16 protein-coding genes are annotated in these 23,670 nt (G+C 38.5%); 8 read left to right on the top strand and 8 right to left on the bottom strand.

What is annotated here, in order from left to right; translation table 11 throughout:
• Positions 1-22: 22 nt before the first annotated feature.
• Both AC1W6K_RS04710 and AC1W6K_RS04715 read right to left on the bottom strand, forming a co-directional pair.
• The gene (locus AC1W6K_RS04710; RefSeq protein ID WP_481946627.1) at positions 23-1,078 is read right to left on the bottom strand and encodes a bile acid:sodium symporter family protein; all 1,056 of its coding nucleotides are present in this window, start codon (positions 1,076-1,078) and stop codon (positions 23-25) included.
• Positions 1,075-1,959 (bottom strand): helix-turn-helix domain-containing protein, encoded by an 885-nt coding sequence (locus tag AC1W6K_RS04715; RefSeq protein ID WP_481946628.1) that lies wholly within the window; start codon positions 1,957-1,959, stop codon positions 1,075-1,077. The genes AC1W6K_RS04710 and AC1W6K_RS04715 overlap by 4 nt, the downstream gene beginning before the upstream one ends.
• Positions 1,960-2,159: 200 nt before the next feature.
• On the opposite strand from AC1W6K_RS04715, the gene AC1W6K_RS04720 reads away from it, so the two are divergent.
• From AC1W6K_RS04720 to AC1W6K_RS04755, 8 genes are all read left to right on the top strand, one after another.
• Complete coding sequence (locus AC1W6K_RS04720; RefSeq protein WP_481946629.1) at positions 2,160-5,333, top strand: SusC/RagA family TonB-linked outer membrane protein; 3,174 nt, start codon at positions 2,160-2,162, stop codon at positions 5,331-5,333.
• 22 nt (positions 5,334-5,355) lie between these two features.
• Entirely contained in the window at positions 5,356-6,873 is a 1,518-nt protein-coding gene (locus tag AC1W6K_RS04725) for a SusD/RagB family nutrient-binding outer membrane lipoprotein (protein ID WP_481946630.1), read from the top strand.
• Positions 6,874-6,894: 21 nt separating this feature from the next.
• Positions 6,895-8,340, top strand: coding sequence for a mandelate racemase/muconate lactonizing enzyme family protein (locus AC1W6K_RS04730; RefSeq protein ID WP_481946631.1), 1,446 nt, complete (start codon positions 6,895-6,897; stop codon positions 8,338-8,340).
• A gap of 60 nt (positions 8,341-8,400) precedes the next feature.
• Positions 8,401-9,330: an RraA family protein gene (locus AC1W6K_RS04735; RefSeq protein ID WP_481946632.1), complete on the top strand. Its 930-nt coding sequence runs from the start codon at positions 8,401-8,403 to the stop codon at positions 9,328-9,330.
• 5 nt (positions 9,331-9,335) lie between these two features.
• Positions 9,336-10,277, top strand: a complete 942-nt coding sequence (locus AC1W6K_RS04740) for an RraA family protein (RefSeq protein WP_481946633.1) — start codon at positions 9,336-9,338, stop codon at positions 10,275-10,277.
• 13 nt (positions 10,278-10,290) lie between these two features.
• On the top strand, positions 10,291-11,577 hold the full coding sequence (locus tag AC1W6K_RS04745; RefSeq protein ID WP_481946634.1) for a mandelate racemase/muconate lactonizing enzyme family protein: 1,287 nt from the start codon (positions 10,291-10,293) through the stop codon (positions 11,575-11,577).
• Positions 11,578-11,927: 350 nt separating this feature from the next.
• Positions 11,928-14,351: a bifunctional YncE family protein/alkaline phosphatase family protein gene (locus tag AC1W6K_RS04750; protein WP_481946635.1), complete on the top strand. Its 2,424-nt coding sequence runs from the start codon at positions 11,928-11,930 to the stop codon at positions 14,349-14,351.
• 124 nt (positions 14,352-14,475) lie between these two features.
• Complete coding sequence (locus tag AC1W6K_RS04755) at positions 14,476-15,846, top strand: sialate O-acetylesterase (protein WP_481946636.1); 1,371 nt, start codon at positions 14,476-14,478, stop codon at positions 15,844-15,846.
• 161 nt (positions 15,847-16,007) lie between these two features.
• Here the strand turns inward: AC1W6K_RS04755 and AC1W6K_RS04760 are convergent, their stop codons facing one another.
• From AC1W6K_RS04760 to AC1W6K_RS04785, 6 genes are all read right to left on the bottom strand, one after another.
• On the bottom strand, positions 16,008-17,504 hold the full coding sequence (locus AC1W6K_RS04760) for a RagB/SusD family nutrient uptake outer membrane protein (protein ID WP_481946637.1): 1,497 nt from the start codon (positions 17,502-17,504) through the stop codon (positions 16,008-16,010).
• A gap of 27 nt (positions 17,505-17,531) precedes the next feature.
• On the bottom strand, positions 17,532-20,600 hold the full coding sequence (locus AC1W6K_RS04765) for a SusC/RagA family TonB-linked outer membrane protein (protein ID WP_481946638.1): 3,069 nt from the start codon (positions 20,598-20,600) through the stop codon (positions 17,532-17,534).
• A 369-nt stretch (positions 20,601-20,969) separates the two neighbouring features.
• Positions 20,970-21,305 (bottom strand): L-rhamnose mutarotase, encoded by a 336-nt coding sequence (locus tag AC1W6K_RS04770; RefSeq protein ID WP_481719448.1) that lies wholly within the window; start codon positions 21,303-21,305, stop codon positions 20,970-20,972.
• A gap of 4 nt (positions 21,306-21,309) precedes the next feature.
• Positions 21,310-22,128, bottom strand: a complete 819-nt coding sequence (locus AC1W6K_RS04775) for a TIM barrel protein (RefSeq protein ID WP_481946639.1) — start codon at positions 22,126-22,128, stop codon at positions 21,310-21,312.
• Position 22,129: 1 nt separating this feature from the next.
• Complete coding sequence (locus AC1W6K_RS04780) at positions 22,130-23,152, bottom strand: zinc-binding alcohol dehydrogenase family protein (RefSeq protein WP_481946640.1); 1,023 nt, start codon at positions 23,150-23,152, stop codon at positions 22,130-22,132.
• Positions 23,149-23,670: aldo/keto reductase (locus AC1W6K_RS04785; protein ID WP_481946641.1), on the bottom strand; the 522-nt coding region annotated here is incomplete at its 5' end. The genes AC1W6K_RS04785 and AC1W6K_RS04780, both read right to left, overlap by 4 nt.

The raw sequence follows: 23,670 nt of genomic DNA on the forward strand, positions 1-23,670 counted from the left end.
TTGTCAACGAGTAGTTTAAGGGTTATTTATTTTTCCAATAATTAGCTAGGCTAGAACCATTAATGTTCATAACAGGTCCAAAAATGGCGGCTGGTAGTCCCACTGTGGCGACTTTTCCCATGGCCATAGCTAGACCAGAGGCTAATCCTGCATTTTGTAAGCCAACTTCGATGGCGATGGTTCTACAATCTTTTTCAGGTAAGCGGGTAAGTTTTCCGCCCCAATAGCCTAAAATAAAGCCAATAATATTGTGCATAAAACAAGCGATAACGAGTAGAGGTCCCACGGATATTAATGCATCCCTGCCATTAGCGGTAATAATAATGATGATTAATCCGATACTAATCATGGAGATTAGGGGTAATTGCTCTTGAAACCAGGCCCATCTATTCCCAATAACTCGATTGTAAATAACGCCTAAAATAATAGGAATTAAAATCAATTTACTGATTTCCCAAATCATGGCAATTAGATCAATTTCAATCAATTGGCCTGCCAAATTTTTCATCAATACGGGCGTTAAAATAGGGGCTATGATCGTGGCGATGGACGTTAATGTTAGTGAGAGAGCTACATTGGCCTTGGCTAAATAAGACATGACGTTCGAGGCTAATCCGCAAGGCATGCAACCAACTAATATGATGCCGGCTGATATTTCTGATGGGAAATCGAAGACTTTTGTGAGGCTCCATCCGACAAGTGGCATGATGGAAAATTGAAAAAATACGCCTAAAGCTACTGCTTTTGGAGACTTTAGCACCTCTTGGAAATCTGAAATCTGCATGGTAGATCCCATTCCAAACATAATTAACTGGAGCAATGGGATAATCAATATTTTAAATTTTACATCTCCATACCCAATGAATGGCGTGGGGAATTGCAAGGTTAAAACTACCGCAGTGACGATCCATAAGGTAAATGAAAATCCTTTAAGCGACTCTTTGGTGTGTGTTGATAAGGCAATGAGGGCAACGCCCACAATCCATAAAATTCCTGACCAAGATGAATCTGAAAGCAAAAGACCCAAAATGATTAGGCTGGCACCTGAAATAGCCAAAAATTTGAAATTGTTTTTCATGGTTGTAGGTTTTTCCGGTATTTATTTGGGCTAACGCCCATCATCTTTTTAAATGTCAGCGAAAAATGTTGGGGAGAGTAAAACCCTGTTTCATAGGCTATGTCAGCCAATTTAGTAGGCTTATGTATCATCAAATTCATTGCAATATTAATGCGAATTTTAATTAAAAAATTGATTGGACTTAAACCCGTTTCCATTTTCAATCGTTCACTAAATGCCGTTATTCCAAGTAGGCCTAACTGTGACATTTCGGCTACGGTCCAGTGATGTAAGGGGTTAGCTCTAATATTTTGTTCTATAATTTGGCTTATTTCTGCCTTGAAATTCAACTTAAGATTTGATTTTTGAGCCTCTCGAGCAAATAAGATGACAATTTGATCGATTATGTGGATAACCATTTCATTTTGACTCATTTCATGGACAAAAATTTCATTCGTTAATTGAACAAATAGTTTGGCTAAAAAGTCTGTTTTTGCAATTTTGAATTTTTGGAAATTTTTAAAGATATCTCCAATGTCCATTTGGTCATATTTTGATATTTTTGTCCAAGGGCCAAATTCAAGATCCTGATCTGTTCCAAAAAATCGGGTACGAATTACTAAATAAAAAAAAGTTGAACGTCTAATTTGATTTTGAATAATTTCCACATTTTCCCAAGGACAAACGACTAAGCAGTCTCCAGGAAGCATCGTATTCCTCCTTCCATCGATACTAATTTCAAAAATACCATCTTTAAAATAGAACATTCGGACACCATCGCCTTTGGGTAGGTAAACAGGCTTTGACTTTATTGCGTCTACTGTTTGAAAACTAAAGTGTTCAATAAAAGGGAAATGAGCACTACAATCATTAAAAGGAAATGTTAAAGCAAAATTTTTCATGTATTTAACGTTTAATCAAAACAGAAAATATTTTTATCAATCAAAAAAGTACTATTTTTTTTTGAAAAATGCGTAATTATTCAACTTTTGTTGGTAGGCAAAATATTGTTAGGTTAAAAAATTACACATTTCTAATTCGTTGATTTATATAATTTTTTCTTACAATTATTATGAAAATTCGTAACATAAACTTAATAACTATGCAAAAAAATTACAAAAAGAAACTGTTTAAGCTTTTGTTGGGGCTAGCTATCTTGTTGCCTAGCCTGGTTTTTGGCCAATCTAAAATTACCGGTTCGGTTAGTTCTGCAAAGGGAAATGAACCTATTGTTGGTGTTTCTGTTGCGGTAAAAGGCACAACGCAGGGTACGACCACCGATGCTAATGGTAAGTATTCTATTACTGCCTCGAATAATGCAACGCTCGTTTTTTCGTTTGTTGGCTTTGTTAAGAAAGAAATGAGTGTGGGTACAAAATCTATTATTAACGTAACGTTAACTGAGGAGACTACCTCCTTAGATGAGGTTGTTGTTACAGCTCTTGGGATTAAGAAAGAATCTAAAAAACTCGGTTACGCGACTACAACGATTACGCCGGAGGTAATTACGGAAAACAGATCTCCCAACTTCATGAATGCGCTTCAAGGAAAAATTGCCGGTGTAAATATTTCTTCTTTGGGAACTGGACCTGCTGGTACCTCCAAAATACGAATTCGTGGTCAATCTTCTTTTTCTGGACAAAACTCGCCCTTGATTGTTATTAATGGTGTGCCTATTGACAATACTAATTTTGGTACGAATCCAGGTAATTCAGCTTCTGATAATTCAATTGGAGTTCGCGGGGGTGGAAATACATCTGATGGTGGTGATGGTTTGTCTAGTATAAACCCAGATGATATCGAGTCGATGACAGTCTTAAAAGGTGCAACTGCTGCTGCATTGTATGGTTCTCGTGCTAAAGACGGAGTTTTGATGATAACGACAAAAACGAGGGGAAAAACGAAGGGTATTGGGGTTTCGTATAATATGAATTACACGAATGAGACACCATTAGATTTTACGGATTACCAATATGAATATGGCCAAGGGGAGAGTGGTGTTCGTCCTACTTCTGCAAATCCAACATCAGGTCAGTGGTCATTTGGTGAAAAGTTTCAGCCTGGAATGTCACAAGTATTATTTGATGGGGTATCTGTTCCGTACGTTCCCGTTTATGATCGAATTAGTAAATTTTTCAGAAATGGATCTAATATGACTAACACAGTTAGTATTGCAAGTAATAGTGATAATGGTGGATTTAATATGTCACTATCCAATATGGATAATAACGGTATTGTTTCAAACAACACGTTTAATAGAAAAACGATCAATTTAGGATTTGCTTATGACCTTTCCTCTAAATTGTCAGTGGCCGGGAATATTAATTATTCTAGTGAGTATAACAAAAATCCTCCTAATATCGCGAATCAGGATAATTCAATTCCAACGGCTGTTTATAATATGTCTAATTCCATGCCTTTTGATTTATTGGAACAAAAGGCAACTGATCGCAATGGTGATGAGTTTGTTTATTCTCGTTTTAGAAATAGAACAAATCCTTATTTTACATTAAATAAGCAATTTCAAAATATTAGAAGGGATCGTATTTTTGGAAACATTTCAGCCAAATATAACATACTTCCATGGCTATATGTTCAAGGTCGTGTAGGTCAGGATTATTGGTCTAGAGATCAAGATTTCAATAACTTCCCAACTGGCCATGCTTCTATTGGGCCAGCGCCTGCAGGATTTGTTAATGGTACATATACGCAGGAATCTAGAAGATTTAGAGAAACAAATACAGACATTTTAATTTCAGCTTCTAAGTCCTTCGGAGATTTTGATTTCAATTTAACAGCCGGTGGTAATCAAATGTACCGTCGGTCCGATCTAAATAGCACGCAAGTAGTCGATTTCGTTGTGAGGGATCTTTATACAGTTATGAACGGTCGTGTTAAAGATCCAGTTTATGGCTTGAGTGAAAGAGCGGTTAACTCGGTATATGGATCGGGAGAGATTTCCTTTAGAAATTATTTATTTTTAAATGTAACTGCGCGAAATGACTGGTTCTCTACACTTTCGCCGGCGAACAGAAGTATTTTCTATCCATCTGTTTCAGGTAGTTATGTATTCTCGCAGGCATTTGACAACATGCCCTCTTGGTTAACCTTCGGTAAAATACGTGCAGCTGTGGCTGAGGTGGGGAGTGATACGGATGTTTCACCCTATTCGAATAATCTCTTTTACGGGATAAACCCCAACTTATTTGCTAATCCTGGAGGTGCACTACAGCCAGTTGGTGGTGGTCAGGGTAACGTCGTTCCGAATGCCGGTTTAAAGCCAATGAGAACGCGCGAGTCTGAAATAGGATTGGAATTGAAAATGTTTAACAGTCGGGTAACTTTAGATATGGCTGTTTACAGGAAGGTGACAAGTGATCAAATTGTGTCAGCGCAAATTTCAGATGCCTCAGGATTTACAAATTCTTTGATTAATAGCGGACAAAGTGAAAACAGAGGTGCTGAGCTATTACTCAATTTAGTTCCTATTAAAACCGCTGATTTTCAATGGGATTTAACATTGAATGGCTCCTATAACATTACTAAGGTAATTAGTTTATTGTCTGATACGCCCGGTCAACGAATTACAGTTGGTACCCACGTATTCAACGGCGAACTTCGTCAGGTGGTTGGCCAAGAAATGGGTCAAATCTATGGCTTTGGTTATAAGCGTGATGCGAGTGGAAATAAAATTTTCGGAGCAAATGGTATTGCCATCAGAACACCTGATTTAATTTCGTTCGGAAGTGCCATTCCAAGGTATATAGGTGGTATTACAAATTCATTCAATTACAAAGGGATTTCCTTATCTGCACTTATTGACTTTAAATTAGGTAACAAGATGTTGTCCGGAACCAATTTTAACGCCGTTCGACATGGTTTACACAAAATGACATTAGAAGGTCGTGAAGGTGGAGTTACGGCGGTTGGTGTAAATCAACAAGGCGAGAAAAATACCGCTCGAGCCGGAGTACAACCTTTCTGGGAAGTAGTTCGTTCGCAAGCATTAATTGAGCCAGTTATTTATAATGGTGGATATTGGAAATTGCGTCAAATTACTGCAGGCTACGACTTAACTAAATATGTAGGACCTAAGTCTCCAATTAAAGGAATTAAATTAAGTCTGGTAGCAAATAATGTGTTTTTAATCAAGAAATGGGTAGATAATATTGATCCAGAGTCATTTGGTTATTCTTCTGATAATCTGGTGGGTATGGAATCAACTGGACTACCTACGACGAGAAGTTTAGGATTTAATTTAAACGTTAAATTTTAGTTTGTTTTAAACGAATAATAATATGAGAAATATAGCAATAATTTTATTTTCGGCATTGGGGTTAATAGGACTCAATGCTTGTGATGCTGGTTTTGATGAAATGAATATCAATAAAACATCAGCGATTGCAATCAACCCAGTCTTTGCATTAAACAATGCAATTATAAACACTACTCCTCCATCGGGAACGGTTGTTTATGAAATGGGGATAGTCCAACAAATGGTATCGCCTAACTCCGGTGTATTGACTGGTGCAAATTTTAATCAGGATAATCGTGATAATACGCAGCAAATGTGGCAACGGTATTATCGGTCTGTAATTCGAAATACGTATGATGTAATCGCTACCACCAAAGATCCGGCAAGATCGAATTTGGTTAATATGGCAAAAATTTTACAATCTTATGCTTTTTTGGTGTTAACAGATACGTATGGAGACATACCTTACACTGAGGCGGGTAAAGGATATACAGATCAGATAGTAAGTCCCAAATACGACAAGCAACAAATTATATACGCAGGTATTATTAAAGATATTTCGGATGCAGTTAATGCTTTAGATGCAAATAAGACTAGAGAAACTGCGGATGTGCTTTACGGTGGGGATGTAGTCAAATGGAAAAAATTCGGAAATTCACTTCTACTCCGTATTGGGATGCGTTTAACTAAGGTGGATGCCACACAAGCTCAGGCACTTGTTGCCAGGGCGTTTGCAGGTGGGGTTATTACGAGTAACGCTGATAATGTTTTTATTCGTCACGACGCGAATTATTTGAATAGCATAGGTCAGTTATTAAATGCGACAGAGGCAAATAACTTTTATTTGGCGGCTCCATTTGTTGATTATTTAAAGAAAACGAATGATCCGCGCTTGAGGTCTATTTCAGTTCGTTATGTGGGTGCAACTTCGGGTACTCAGCAAACTGCTGCTAGAGGAATCACGGACCCTGCCGTACAAATTGGCATGCCTTTTGGTTTTGATAATTCCTCAATTAGTGGACCAGTAAAGACAATTGGTTTGGCTAGTTTTTATGATTTTAGCCAGGCAGACAGAAATCGTATCAACAAAACTACAGCGCGCGCCTATCTAATGACAGCCTCTCAAACCAATTTGTTGATTGCAGAGGCTGTAACTAGAGGTTGGGTTTCAGGCAGTGCCAAGACGTATTTTGATGCGGGTGTACGTGCTCACATGGACCAATTAGGTGAAATGGATGCTAATAGTGGTGTTTCTTCTAGCGCGGTTGAGTCCTATCTAGTTGCCAATCCATTTAATGCATCCACGGCTTTGGAGCAAATTAATACGCAATATTGGATCTCCTCTTTCTTAAATGGAGCAGAGGCTTTTGCGAATTTCCGCCGTTCAGGATTTCCTAAATTAACGCCAAATCCATTCTCAGGAAAGGCTATTAAAGGAGATTTTATCAATCGCTTAACATATCCTAATTCGGAAATTTCAGTCAATTCCGCGAATGTGAAAGCGGCCATTGCGAGCCAGGGAGCAGATGATTTAGATACTAAAGTTTGGTGGCACAAATAAAATAATTTAAACCTATTTGATATGAAAGATTTTATAAATCGTTTTAGAGCAGAGGATAAGGTTAATGCTCAGGAGAATTCCAGGCGGAATTTTATTCGAAATTCTGCATTAGGGGGACTTTCCTTGGGTATGATTTTTGATCATGATACTGAAAAGGAAATGGAGTTTATTACTCAGAAAGTAAGTAAATCGAGTAATCCTTCTGCACTTAAAATTACGGATGTTCGAATTGCAGTAATTGAAAAAGCGCCTATGGTTTGTCCATTGATTCGAATTGATACAAATCAAGGATTAGTTGGTTGGGGAGAAGTGCGAGACGGCGCAAGTCCTAAGTATGCAATGATACTCAAAAGTAGACTCATAGGGGAAAATCCGTGTAATGTTGAAAAGATTTTTAAGCTTCTCAAGCAGTTTGGGGGTCAAGGAAGGGCAGCCGGTGGAGTTTGTGGCATTGAAATGGCACTTTGGGATTTAGCTGGAAAGGCATTTGGCGTACCTATTTATCAAATGCTTGGTGGCAAATACCGTGATGAAATTAGAATTTATGGAGATACGCCAGAGGTAGCAGATCCAAACGAATTTGCTAAGAAAATGAAAGAACGTCAAAATTTAGGTTTGACATTTTTGAAAATGGATTTTGGTATTCAACTATTAGCTGACATACCTGGAGCTTTAGTGGGAGGTAAAAATTGGGATGTAAAGAGGCAATGGGGTAATAATCCATCAGCAAAAGGGAATGCTCGTTCATATAGCTGGACGAAACATCCTTTTACCCGTATCCAAGTAACCGATAAAGGGATTGAGTATTTAGCTGATTATGTTGGTACAGTTCGAAATGTTATCGGGTATGACACCCCACTTGCAGCGGATCATTTTGGTCATTTTGATGTAAACACCGCGATTCGTTTAGGTCATGCGTTAGAGAAATATCAATTAGCTTGGTTAGAGGATATGATTCCTTGGCAGTATACGGATCAATGGCGTCAAATTACGGATGCAATCAATACGCCTACGTTAACCGGTGAAGATATTTATTTAAAAGAAGAGTTTATTAAGTTGATAGACGCTCATGCAGTGGATATGATTCAACCAGATTTAGCTAGTTCTGGAGGTATTTTGGAGACGAAGAAAATAGGTGATTATGCCGAAGAAAAAGGAGTTGCTATGGCAATGCACTTTGCTGGTTCTCCGATTTGCTTTATGGCTAATATTCATTGCGCTGCAGCAACGGAGAATTTTGTTGCACTCGAACACCATTCATTCGATGTTCCCTGGTGGGAGGATTTAGTGATAGGAATCGAGAAGCCAATATTCAACAAAGGTTTTGTCAAAGTTCCAAACAAGCCAGGATTAGGTGTCGAATTAAATGAGGAGGTTGTAAAAGCCCACTTGAAATCAGGTGAAATGTTCTTTGCACCTACAGATGATTGGACTAAGATTGATTCGTGGGACCGCGATTGGTCCTAAACTTTGTAAGGGTGATGTTCGCATCACCCTTTTTTATCCATATACTAACCTATTTATATCATGAATAATAAAGTAATCATATTTAGTTATTTGGCCATTAGCCTTTCATTTATTTCTTTCGGACAAAACATTCAAATGCCGAAAGAGATGATTATGACTTACTCCCAACAATGGAAGGGTGAGCGTTTTCCTGATGGTCGTCCCAAAGTTTCAGATGATTTAGTGAAAAGATTGGCTAAAATTTCCATAGAAGAAGCTTGGGGAGTTATGCGTGGTGAAGGATATGAAAGTCAATTCGAGGGGAATTGGCAAATTATTAACCCCAATAAGCCCTTAGCAGGCCGAGTACTTACGGCTCAATATATGCCAATGCGCCCTGATATCAATACGCCCATCATGGAAAAAGGGAAATCCGAAAATCGGAAAGGCTCATCTAATTCTTGGCCTATTGATCTTTTACAAGAAAACGATGTGTATGTCGCGGACGGTTACGGCAAAATTATTGACGGGACATTGATAGGGGATAATTTAGGAAACTCGATTTATGCAAAATCCAAAACGGGTGTTGTTTTTGACGGAGGTATCCGCGATTTAGAAGGACTTGAGGCCATTGATGGTTTTGTAGGATTTGTACGTGGCGTGGATCCATCATTTATTAAAAATGAAATGCTGACTGGAATCAATTACCCAATTCGAATTGGTCGTGTCACTGTAATGCCAGGTGATTTAATCTTGGGTAAAAAAGAAGGTGTAATTTTTATACCTGCCCATCTAGCAGAAAAGGTAATTTCTACTTCTGAGTTTATTGGCATGACAGATGCTTTCGGTCACTTACGTTTGAAGCAAGGAAAATATACGCCAGGGCAAATTGATCAAAAATGGACAGATGATATCAAGGCTGATTTTGTTAAATGGGCTGATGAAAATCCTGATAAGCGTCCGATGTCTAAAGCTGAATTAGCCAAGATTTTAAAAGATAAAAATTGGTAACTCAAATGAAAAAAATTTGTGGAGTTTTAGCTATTTTATTGGTTTCGACATGTGCTTGGGGCCAACAAATTTCCAAGGAAGAAATGCTTTTTTTAACCCCTTTATGGAATGGAGAGCGCTTTGCTGATGGTCGACCTAAAGTTTCAGATGCTTTACTTCAAAGGCTAAAATCCGTGACATTGGAAGAGGCCTGGGCGGTACTGAAAAATGCAAATTTTAAACATAATTATGAGGACGGTTGGCAAACTATAAATCCAGATAGTGTGTTAGTGGGTCGAGCTTTAACGGCTACTTTTATGCCAGGAAGGCCTGATATCCAACGGGTTATCGATGACCGTGGTCACACGAAAGATGGACGAATAAAGTCTCAAAATTCTTGGCCCATTGACTTGCTCGTAAAAGGGGATGTCTATGTAGTAGATCAGTTTGGTGCTCATGAAGATGGACCTACGATTGGAGATAATTTAGGGAACTCCATATATGCAAAAACAGGGAATGGGATTGTATATAATGGGGCCGTTCGTGACATCAATGGTTTAAGGGAATTAGGTAGGTTTACATCCTTTTTTCGAACTTATCATCCATCACATCATTTAAATAATCCAGACGGAGAACTAAATACGACGTTGGTGGGTATAAATACGCCCACACGCATTGGGAAAGCTACTGTTCTTCCGGGAGACGTAGTTTTAGGCCGGGATGGTGGAGTGATTTTTATACCTCCCCATTTATTGGAAAAAGTGGTAAAAACCTCAGAAATTGTTCGTTTGAGGGATATGTTTGGACATCAGCGTTTACGGGAACAGAAATATACGCCTGGTCAAATTGATAATCGATGGAGTGAGGAAATCGAGAAAGATTTTTCAAAATGGCTCAATGACAAAATTGATAAATTACCTGTTCCGAAAGAACAAATTCAAGATTATTTAAAGGGTAGAACCTATTAAAATATAAAAAACGATGAAACACAAATCTGATAGAAGAGAATTTTTTAAAAACGGATCTTTAGCAGCTTCAGCAGTAATGTCTGGGTCCATGTTTTCTTGGGGTGGTCGTTATGAAGAGGCTATTAATGTTAATTCAAAATTATCGGCCCCCACTGATTTAAAAATCACTGACGTTACATGTGGATATATACGGGGTGGATATCACTTATACGTTAAAATTTTTACAAATCAAGGTATTTATGGCGTTGGCGAAGGTGCCGATGCAACGCCAGGAACATATCATTTAGTAAAAATGATGGGGCAAAGGATTATTGGTAAAAGCCCATTAAATGTTCATCGTTTATTTGAGGATATTCGGAAAAGTGGATTTTTCGCTGGTGCTCAGTCGGGTATGTATGTAGCAGTTTTGACTGCTATTGAAAGTGCTTTATGGGATCTAGCTGGTAAATCGTTAGGATTGCCGGTATACCAATTATTAGGTGGAAAATTCAGGGATAAGATTCGTGTCTATATGGACACTGCTTTATATCAGAATAAGTTACCACAACCAGCTGATTTTGCTGAGGCAGCCAAAAAAGCGGTAGACATGGGATTTAATGCTATTAAATTCGACATTGATCAAGCCAATGATCCCAATAAATACGATGCATATAATTGGACTGCAAATCCAGCTGAATTAAGAAGAATGTTTGACCAAATTTCTGCAGCACGAAAGCAAGTTGGTCCAGATATCGATATTTGTGTGGATATGCATGGTAAATATGATGCTCCTACAGGCGAAAAAGTAGCGAAAATGATGGAACCATTAAATTTAATGTGGCTAGAAGAACCTATTCCTGCTGAAAATATTCAAGCTTACAAAAAAATAACAGACTCGACTTCCACGCCTATTTGTGCTGGAGAAAACCAGTATTTGGCGTATGGATTTAGGGAGATGTTAGAGATTGGAGCGGTAGATATTATTATGCCTGATTTACAAAAAGCAGGTGGTTTGGGAGAAGGTCAACGAATCGCAAATCTAGCCAATTTATACTATGTTCCTTTTGCTCCGCACATGGTTTCTTCATTTTTAGGTGCAATGGCAGCGTGTCATGTTTGTGCGTCAGTTCCTAATTTTTTAATCTTAGAATGGCAGGCGTATTTCCATACAGATCCGATGTACAAGGAAATAGTGATTCACAAAGGAGAATGGTTGGACAAAGGATTTATTCCATTATCTAATGAACCTGGTGTAGGTGTGGATATAAATATTGAAGCCATGCGAAAATATGCCGTAAAAGGTGTTCCATTTTTTGAATAGCCTTAACTTAACTTCTTGAGGTTTTTTCAGACTAGTTAATTTTATTGTCTTTTAACAGCTTTTCATGTGTTTTATTAAACAAAAGTGGATGCATTGTTAACTCAATTTTAGTAGAGTGTTTTCAATATGTAAAAACCACTTAGCTCGATTGGTTTTTTGGGAATTTAAATTGAAAATATCTTGAATAACCCTGTGATTTTAAATTTTTCGACATATTGAATGATTGGGTCTTTATTTAAGTTCAGATGTAATTTTTCATACGTTTTCATAATTTAATCATGCGGTTATTTTCAAGCATAGTATTTTCACTATTTTTGAAAGTAACATGCTGAATTTTAAATGATAATCGGATGAAAACCAACGCACTAATTCTCTTATTTTTAGGTAATATTTTTGCTATTTCTGCGCAGAAAATGTCACCCATTGTTTCCTTGCCCAATGGCTGGAAGTTAAGCCCTGCAGGTAAATCGTTTGCCTTAGGTGATTTACCATTAAATGTGGCTATCAGTACCTCAAAAAAGCTTGTTGCCGTGACGAATAATGGCGTCAGCGCACATAGTATTCTACTTATCGATGTTAAATCGGAGCAAGTTATTGATTCTGTTATCATTCCAAAAGCATGGTATGGACTTGCCTTTAGCCCAGATGATCACTTTTTATATGCCGCTGCAGGTCATGATAATAAGATTGTTCGCTATGAAATCATTCAGCAAAAGCTGACAAAAAAAGATGAAATTAGTTTAGGTGCCGCATGGCCCAATCGAATTGCCCCCTCAGGTATTTCCTACGACGCAAAACGCGCAAAAATTTACGTAGTTACGCGTGACAATCGAAGTTTATACATTATTGATGCCAACACACAAAAAATCGAAAAGCAATTTGGTTTGGACGGTGAAGCGTATATGTCGGTGATTAGTCCCAACGGACAAGAATTATATATTTCGTGTTGGGGTTGTAACCAAGTACTCATTTTTGACCTAAATAAACAAGCTTGGAAACAGTCTATCGCCGTAGGTGACAACCCCAATGAGATGCTACTCAGCCAGGATGGGAAACTATTGTATGTATGCAATGCCAATGATAATACTGTTTCAGTTATTCATGTGCCAACTAAAAAAGTAATTGAGACCTTGGATGCCGCTTTGTATGCAAATTCACCTTCAGGCTCGACGACGAATGGTTTGGCTATTGATCCGCGTACAAAAACTTTGTACATCGCTAATGCGGATAATAATTGTTTAGCTGTTTTTGATGTCAGCGTACTAGGAAAAAGTCGCTCAAAGGGATTCATTCCGGTGGGTTGGTTCCCAACGCAGGTGAAGTTTATCAATAATAAAATTTGGGTTGCCAATGGAAAAGGGAATACTTCCCTAGCTAATCCATACGGACCTCGGCCGATAAAAAATGGTCAAGAAGTGATATTACACGGTGCTGATATGAATGCTCCGAAGCAGGTACAATATATCGGTTCTATGTTCAAGGGTTCCATGAGTATCATCCCTTCGCCTACAGAAAAAGACCTTCAGACCTATACAAAAGCTGTTTATCGCAACACATCTTTTAGTCCGTCGAAATCAGAACTTGCTGATAAAGAGGCTCCTGGTTTTCCAATCCCAATGAAAATGGGGGAGAAGTCACCTATCAAATACGTCTTTTATGTGATCAAAGAAAATCGGACCTACGATCAAGTTTTATCTGATATGAAAGGCGGTAATGGCGATACAACGTTATTGCTGTTTGGTAAAAAGTATACACCTAACCAACATGCCATATCCGAAAAATTTGTTCTATTAGATAACTTTTTTGTTGACGCGGAGGTAAGTGCCGATGGGCATCATTGGTCCATGGGGGCTTACGCCACGGATTACATGGAGAAGAGTTGGCCCACTAGCTATGGCGCCAAAGGTGGTGGAATTTACGGTGAGGCAGAAAAAAATGTAGTCCTTAACAAAAACGGTTATATCTGGGATATGTGTAATCGTTATGGAGTTACATACAGAAGCTATGGTGAGTTTGTAACGAATGGAAAAGCCGCCATTCCTGCATTGGAGAAGCATTTTAATCCAAGTTTTCCAAGCTATAATTTATCGATTATGGATACGACCCGTTTACGCATTTGGAAAACGGAATTTGAGACCATGGTAAAGGAAAATCGAGTTCCACAATTTAATACGTTACGTTTAGGTAATGATCATACGGAAGGGCTTAGAATCGGTCGGCCTACGCCATATGCCCATGTGGCGGACAATGATTTGGCGGTGGGGCAATTGATCGAAACGCTTTCTCAAAGTCCAATTTGGAATGAAACAGCCGTTTTTATTTTGGAGGATGATGCACAAAATGGTGCCGACCATGTGGATGCGCACCGGAGTACGGCTTATGTGGCAGGAGGATTTGTGAAACGAAATTTCATTGATCATACGGCTTATTCAACCAGTTCCATGTTGCGTACGATGGAATTGATTTTAGGCTTAAATCCGATGTCGCAATATGATGCTGCTGCTATGCCGATGTGGCGTTGTTTCGATGCGGTTGCGAAGCCGAGTGATTTTAAAGCGATCGTACCCGACGTTGATTTACAGGCTAAAAACGTGGTAAAGAATGAATGGCAGCGTAAATCTGAATTATTTAATTTTGAAAAGGAAGACACGAATAATGATGTAGCATTTAACATTGTTCTATGGCACGGGCTAAAAGGGGATAAAATCCCATATCCAGGTCCTACGCGTGCGGCGTTTGTTTACCCGACACCAAAAAAAGATGATGATGATTAGGTATTAATTTTTTTTCGTATTTTTTGGGAATCTTTTAGATATTCGAGCTCGGTTAACATACTTTTCGATTCGCACAATATTTAGTTGATGAAGTAAGTGTACGTTTAAATCTAAACCTTTTATCATGAAAAAATTATGTCTATTGTTTGTGTTTTTTGCTTTCAGATTGCAAGCGGATGTCCAATTGCCCGCGATTATTGGCGATCACATGGTCCTTCAGCAAAAAGCAAAAGTTACTTTGTGGGGATGGACTACTAATCCCGCTGAGGAAGTTAAAGTGACTGTTGATTGGGACACAACGCAGTACAAAACGAAGTCGGTTTTAGGCCATTTTTCCTTGCAAATTTTTACGCCGAAAGCGGGTGGAAATCACCGCATTACCTTCAAAACAAGTGGAAATTCGTTAGTCGTTTCTGATGTTGTTTTTGGTGAAGTTTGGGTGTTTTCTGGCCAAAGCAATATGGAGTGGAGTGGATCTCAGAATTTACAAGAGTCTATTGATGAGATGCCGAATGCCACGAATGATCAGATCCGGTTTTTTTACATTCCCAAAGGCACGGCTAAATATCCGCAAGAGGATGTACGAGCCAAATGGGTGGTGTGTAATCCCACAGACATGAAAGCCTTTTCAGCGATTGGGTATTTTTTCGGCAAAAAACTACACGCTCAATTGAAGGTTCCGATGGGGCTTATTAGTTCGAATTGGGGTGGGACAAAAGCGGAAGTTTGGATTGCCCGGGACTCTGTCATGAAAAAACCGCATTTGGTTCAAGCGATAAAAAATAACCAATCGAGCATTGGAATGAATTATAATGCCATGATTGCACCAATTGTCAACTACAATATTGCGGGTGTTTTATGGTATCAAGGAGAAAGTAATGTTGGCCAAAATGGGACTTATGCCGAATTGATGAACGATTTGATTCTATCATGGCGGTCGGCATTCAACAAAAATTTCCCCTTTTATTTTGCTCAAATTGCACCATACAACAAATATGGCGATAACATCAATGGTGCGAAATTGAGAGAGGCCCAAACGAAAAATTTAGCCTTAGAGAATACAGCGATGGTTGTATTGTCGGATTTGGTTCCTGACGTGAGTAATATCCATCCTACGATTAAAGTTGAAGTGGCTAATCGTTTTGCCAATTTAGCTTTAGTTAAACATTATGGCCAGGAGGCAGGACCAATTTTCTATCCTAAATACGATCGTTTAAAGATTGAAAATGGAAAAATTAAGATTTATTTCCGCGAGATAACAAGTAAACTCGTATCGAAAGATGGCGATCCTAGTCACCTAATGATTGCCGGGGAGGATCGTAAATTTTATCCAGCAGAAGGTAAAATCAGTGGCTCTGTATTAACCGTTTCCAGCCCAGAAGTACCTAATCCTGTTGCGGTGCGCTACGCGTTTAAAAATGACAGTATGCCTAATTTGTTCAGCAAAGAAGGTTTGCCTGTTAATTTATTCAGAACTGATACGTGGGAGGATTAATCAAAATTATTATTTTGATGTGTTTACTGTAGTAAAATGTTGGCGTAATTAAAATCAATTTTTACCTCATATTAATTTTTCAAATTTAGTTTTCATTTGAATTATAAACAAAAAAGAGGCCTTTATACAAGGCCTCTTTTTTATAATAGATTTACACAAAACTAATATCCCGGATTTTGCTTTAACTTGTTATTGTTTCTTATTTCAGCAGTTGGTATTGGGAAAAGAAGTTCCTTTTGGGAAAGAGTTGGACCATAGGAGAATTTATGTCCTACGTATGGTTCGAATTTTTTCGTAAAAACATTGAATGCTTTACGTAGTCTGACCATATCGTACCAAGTTTTATTTTCAAAACTTAGCTCATACCATCTTTCTCTCCAGATAGCCTCGCGTAATTCTGCTTTTGTTAAGCCAGTTAATTCAGGTAATTCAGCTCTTTTTCTGATCAAATTAACTGCATTTAATACAGCTGGGGTGGGTCCGCTTACTTCGTTTGCGGCCTCTGCATAGTTTAATAATACTTCTGCATATCGCATTATCGTCCAATTTAAATCGCTACTTGTTGTCGAAGTTTGAGCAACAACATCAAAGTGCTTAAATATATAATAGCCCCCTAAATTCTTTGATTGGCTACGGTTATTTCTTAAGGTATAACTCGTATAATAGAATTGCTTTTCAGCTGCCCGTTTATCGCCTTTCTCATAAGACTCAACAAACTCTTTATTCGCAAATATTGCACCGGTTTCAGCAGCATAATTGGAGATGCCTTGGTTGTATGGAATAATAGCAGTTTGCAAACTTGAAGCTATAATGTTAACCAAATATTGAACTTGAAAAATATTTTCAATGCTATTTCTTCTTGACGGAAGATGTAAATCATCATAAGACGTGAAAAGCGAAAACTGATTAGAATTCATCACATCTAGTGCTTTTTCAGCTGCCTTTGCAAAATTTTCAGGTTTGTTTAACGGGAACCCTGCCATTGTTAAATAAACACTTGAAAGCAATGATTTTACAGCACCAATTGAAACTCGGCCTGATGCATCCCTTGTCGGCAATCCAGATTTTTCTGCTTCTAGTAAATCGCTTTCAATTAATTTATAGATATTTTCGACAGACGCTGGTTCAGGATAAAGATCCTTAGATCCTAAGCCAACAGGTTCAGTTATTAACGGCACGGACCCAAAAATTCTTACGAGTTCAAAATAATAAAATGCTCTTAAGAATCTTGCCTCTCCTAAACTTTTCTTCTTTGCTACTTCATTCATCGGTATACCCGGAATTTTGGCAATGGCCAAATTAGCATTGGCAATTCCCCTGTAATAGCTAGTCCAATAGGTTTGGCCGTAGCCATTATCTGAATTGTTATTTAAGTTTCTGACAAATATTGAATTTTGGGCTTGCCCAAGTTCAGTATTGGCAAGTCCCGTAGCAAACTCAGTCATCATCCAAGGGCCACCACCAAAACCACTGACTAGGACTGGTTGTAAATCCTGATAAATTGAATTCACGACGCTCTCTGCATGCTCTGGCTTCGTAAAATAATTTTCATTTGTAAAATTTGATTTATCGGGTTCCTCTAAAAACTCAGAGCATCCACTGAAGATTAATAATGAACTGATTATTAATACGTAGTACTTCTTTTTATTGAATTTCATCTTAGTATTATTTTAAAGTGATAATAATTAAAGACCAATATTTAAACCAATCATAAATGTCCTCGCTTTTGGATATTGGTATAGATCGAATCCTTGATCAAATGCTGCACCTGTATTCGCGACCTCAGGATCATAGCCTGGAAATTTTGTGGCCAAAAAGAAATTTTGTACCGAGACAAATGCTCTTAACTTACTTAATTTCATTTTTCTTACTACATCAGGTGAAAATTTATAGGAAAAAACAGCATTTCTGCCACGTATAAATGAGCCATCAATTATCTTATCCGTATCATTAAATGTATTATAACCAGCAGAAACAGGACGTAATTCCGCCAATGTCGCGGTCTGGTTTGTAGGCGTCCAACCGTTTAAGACAGTTTTGAAACTATTCGCAATTCCAACTCTGTCTTCAGCTGAATGTTTACTCCGCCATAAAACATCATTTCCAGACATAAATTGCAGGTCAACCATCAACTCAAAGTTTTTGACTGTGAATGTATTAATAAATGAGCCGAAACTATCTGGAATACCCTTACCAATAATTACCCGGTCATTATCATTGATTACGCCATCATTATTTGTATCCTGATTTTTAATATCACCTGGTTTTTTACGGTATTTTGCAGCTAGTCCCTCTTCAGCTATGGTATATGTTCCTTGATTAACATAACCAAAGAATGAACCAACCGGCTCTCCTACTCGAACAATTGTTGCACCTAGAAATATGTCCGAACCACCAGCTAATTCGACTACCTTATGTTGATTGAAGGAAATATTGAAATTAGAATTCCAAGAAAAATTAGGTGTGGTAATATTGACTGAATTAATACCTATTTCTAAACCGCGATTTTCCATACTTCCTACGTTTTTACTAACCGTGGTAAATCCACTACTTGAAGGAACAGGAGCACTCAATAACATATCTGATGTTAATTTGCGGTACAGGTCTACCTCGATATTGATTTTATTGTTAATTAATCCTAGTTCTAGACCTACGTCAACTTGCGCTGTCTTTTCCCAACGCAAATCCGTATTTGCTAGTCGGTTGACTCCAATACCAACTTGCCGTGAATTATTGAAAATTACGGCGTAATTACCTAAACCAGCTAATGACTGATAAGCTGTAATTTCAGAGTTTCCAGTTATTCCATAACTTGTCCGTAATTTCAAGTTAGATACAAAAGGAATGTCTTGCATAAAGTCCTCTTCGATTACTTTCCAGGCTAAGGCTGCAGATGGAAAAACTGCGTAGCGATTTTCAGATCCAAATTTGGACGATCCATCAACACGCCCAGTAAATGTTAATAAATATTTATCCTTTAAGTTGTAATTAAAACGCCCAAAATATGACTCTAATCCATATGCACTTAAACTTGAAGATGATGCTGGTGTAACAGCCCCCGTACCTAAGTTATTGAATTGAAAATAGTCATCTTGAAATCTTTGAGCTCTAGCTGTAAAATTCATTCGGTCTACATGTTGAAGTGCTTGACCTAACATAGCGACAATTGAGTGATCTTCCGAAATTTTCTTAGTGTACGTTAGATAGTTCTCTATTTGCCACGAGTTATGACGATCAGAAGTTAATGCCGCATCGCCGCCTTGATTTCTCGCAATATAAAGTAATGTGCGACCGCCATAATAATTAGTTTCTTGATTTATGATATTTACTCCAACAGTTGTTCTTAAATCAAGTCCCTTTGCTAAGTTAATATTAGTATAAAAATTACCCATCAAAGATTGAGTCTTCAATAGAAACAACCGTTCTTCAGAAACTGTAATTGGGTTTGCGCCTCCCTCCATTCCAGGATAATTTTCATTACTTCCCCAGCTTCCATCGGGATATTTTACAGGAATGATAGGTAGGGCTTCCAAAACTTGACGCATAGCCACGATTCCACCATTACCCAACGGATCCACCTGACTTTCATTTTGAAAATTATAACTTAGACTTCCCCCTACTTTTAACCATGGTTTAATTTGGCTATCCAATACAAATCGGGATGAATATCTAGTCAAATACGAACCATTCATTAAACCCTCCTCATCTCTGTAACCAAGATAAAGACCATAACTATCTTTGCTATTTCCACCCGAAAAGCCTAGTTGATGATTTTGAGTTAGCGCCGGTTTTAACGACTCGTCTTGCCAATCTGTATCATATAAAGGCTTTCCACTCGAGTCAAATAAGAGTGGATTATTCCGTTTTGTAGCTGGATTTGTGTATTTACCACCCGCGAATCCTACTGGATCATATTTTTTTGCATTTATGTAAGCTTGATCTTCAACAAGTAAAAATTCCGCTGAATTCAATAAAGGAATTTTTCTAGGTAGAACACCGACGCTGAAATCAGTATCATAACTAATTCTTCCACCATCTTGACTTCCTCGTTTTGTAGAGATTAAAATAACACCATTCGCTCCCCTGGCACCATAAATTGCCGTGGCAGATGCGTCCTTTAGAATTTCAATAGATGACACATCATTTGCATTTAAGTAATCTATTGGCGTACTACCATTAGCTAAATCTGAAGCAACTAATATTACTCCATCTATAACATACAATGGATTATTGGCTACGCTGACTGATGTATTACCTCTAATTCTGATATTGGAACGACCCCCGGGACGTCCTGAATTGACAGATACGTTTACACCGGTTACTCGACCCGCGATTGCTTGATTTAATGATGCGGATCTACGTTCTTGGATTGCCTCAGTTTTAATAGTACCTACAGCTCCAGTCAAATCACTTTTTCTTTGCGTTCCATAACCTACAACAACAACCTCGGACAACTCCTCCGAATTATCTAATAGAGTTACGTCAATAGTCGCACGGTTTCTGACCGATTCTGTTTTACTTATCATCCCAACAGATGAAAAATTAATTACAGCGTTTTCCCCTGAACTAATTTTAATCGCATAGGTACCATCAGCATTTGTTACACTGCCATTTTGGGTCCCTTTTTCTGTCACCGAAACGCCTGGTATTCCAGTACCATCGGATGAACTTACTCTTCCTTTAACTTGCAAACTTTGCGCAAATCCTTGGAAAATTAACAACATAAACAACAATGTTAGTTGAATCTTTTTCATAGAAAATTGGTTTATAAATTAATTTTATAAACGAAATTCCATTTTTTAATTCAAAAGACTATCCTAGGTTAAGTAAGGATAGTTATAATTTTTCTTAGCAAAGCACAATAAACAGTCATATTGTGTGTATTTTCCAACAAAATTTAATTTAGCAAGTCAAAAAATTTCTGGCTCTAGTCTGAATTTTGGCTGTAAAATTATGATTAACCTAAGTTTTAGTCTTCATTAAAAGAACTTATCTTTTTAGGTCATAAAAAAGATTCTAAGCTTGGATATAGAAAATTGATTATTGCCCCACTTTTAAATTAAGCAATTCTCTCTACTCCTTGAAGACAAAGTGATTTTACTAGGTATTTTATGTAAAATCCCCTACGATTTAAAAATCCGATCCATTAAAATCCATTTTTCGCCCTTACCTGCCCAAGGTAGGGGCTTTTGAAATTTCCACATCAAGGCTTCCCATGCTGCGATTTTTGGATTAGTTGCATCAAATTCAGCTTTCTTTTCAAAGGTAAATTCATCCACTGTCTCCAAAATCATAAACATTCGATTTCCAGTTCGAAATATCTCGATGTTTAATACGCCCGCATCTATATCATGCTGGGTCACCTCCGGCCATGCATTTCCCGGTGCATGGAAGTGTTCATATTCCTTAATCAATGCTGGATCATCCACTAAATCCAATGCCAAACAAAATCGTTGCATATGCTTATTGTTTAAAATAATAGGTAAATGATTGAATAGTTTGCGTAGCAGCATCCTTTGAATTAGGGTACGGAAACGCTTCCGCAGAAACAAAACCTTCGTAGTTTATTTCTTGAAGAGCCTGCGCCACAGCATGAAAATCAGCATGTCCATTTCCTACTGGCCGACGATTGCTATCCGCAAAATGTACATGAATCACATATGCACCCGCCGCACGAATGCTCGCAGCCAAATCAACCTCCTCTATGTTCATGTGAAACAAATCAGCCAATAATCCCACATTCGAAATACCCCGTGCACTTAAAAAATCCACCCCATCACCGAGTGTATTAAGCAAATTGGTTTCATATCGATTTAATGGTTCATAGATAAGCGGAACGTTAAAATTAGCCGCATACTTTCCCAAATGGTTTAAGCCGAATGCCAACCAATCCATTGCCTGTTCTCTGTCTATTCCCGCCACCACATTTCCTTGCATTGAGCCAATGATGGCAGGTGCATTAAATACTGCACCAAACGTGATCATTTTTTCAATAAATGCTACGGCCTTTTTCCGAATATGTGCATCCGGATCCGTTAAGGTTAATCCATGAATTACCTTGCCTGCACCCGTTCCGACGGCGGCTAGTGCCAACTGATATTTAGCTAATTGAAGTTTAGTTTTTGACACATCGAAGGCATCTCCAGAAGCGGTAAATAATTCAACTGCATCAAATCCTAGTGAAGCCGCATGCGCTAAACTTGATTCTAAATCATCCCAATAAATCCAAGGGCCCACTTTTATCTCAGGTACCAAGGCAATCGTTGCGCAGGATTTTATCATATTAAGCTTGGTCAAAATCAACCATAATTTTTGTTATTCCCGTTGGATTTACCGCCCAATCAGCTAAGGCCGCACCTGCATCCGCCAAAGAAACTATTTTTGAGATAACGTCATCAACAGGAAATTTGCCCGCTTCTAAGTAGGCAATGACCTCAGGAAATTCCGTAGTACAATTTCGAGAACCTAAAATTTCGATTTCCTTTCGAACAAATAGGCCTGTGTTAAATTCAACGGCAGATTTTGCATAACCGATGCAAACGACCCGACCGGTATAAGCAACTTCATCAACCGCCGCACGATAAGTTAATGCATTTCCCACCGCCTCGATGATGACATCAGGCCCGTCTCCATCGGTGATGCGTAGTAGCGCCTCATGTAAATCCTCCTGAGTTGTGTTGATGGTGTGCGCCACTCCGATTTTTTTGGCGATGGCCATTTTTGAATCATCGATATCAATCGCAATTACCTCAGCACCGCGATTTACCGCGGAAGCAATTGCCCCCATGCCCACAATGCCACAACCAATCACCGCAACCCGATCTTGATTACTTACCCTTCCGCGGGCGGCGGCATGAAAGCCAACGGTCAATGGTTCGACTAAAGCTAATTCTTTTAAAGATAGTTTCTCCGACGCAAATAAATCCTGCCATGGAATGGCGACGTATCGAGTCATCGCACCGGGACGTCTTACGCCCATGGTTTTATTATCTTGACACGCATTTCGATGACCTTTTCTGCATGAAATACATTTTCCACAATTTAAATAGGGATAAACCGTAACCTTATTTCCAATTTTGAATGAGTCCGGTACCAAATCACCCCGTTCTTCAATAGTTCCACCCACCTCATGGCCTAAAATATTGGGGTATTCTTGTAACTCAAATAATCCCTTAAATCCATTTAAATCTCCCCCGCAAAAGCCTACCATCCCGATTTTTATCAACACGTCATTAGGGCCCACCTGAGGTTTCTCAATTTCCCGAATCGCTGTTTGGCCGATGGCCGTTAAAAATAATGCTTTCATCGTGTTTTTGAATGAGGTAGGTTGTTTTCTGGTTGGCCCTCAAACCACATTAAATTTTTAACTGGGGCAATGGCATTTGCTAACTCCGCTAAAATCCCATCCGGAATTTTAAAATCTAAAGAAGCAATATTTCGTTGGATCGAATTCAATCGACACATGCCCACAATAGTCGTCGCTATGTCCGGATGATCCATCGCATAGCGCATGGCCACATCACTCAAGCGAACGCCATATTCTTTACAAATTTGTAGGAGGGTGGGTTGGATTGCCAACATCTCTTTTGGGGCATTGTGCCAGGCTGGAAGTGCTGCATCTGACAAAATCCGTTGCATGAGCGGAGCCGCATTCATTAAACCAAAGCCCTTTTCTTTGGACAAAGGAACTAGTTCGTCATTTATTTCATCCTGAAGCAGATTGTAATGTGCCCATGAAAGGACGGTATCGATTTCAACTTGCCGCGCAATTTCGGCTAAATAACGAACAGGTAAGCCTGTAATGCCAATAAACCGCGCTTTACC

It is taken from the genome of Aquirufa sp., from assembly GCF_964796385.1.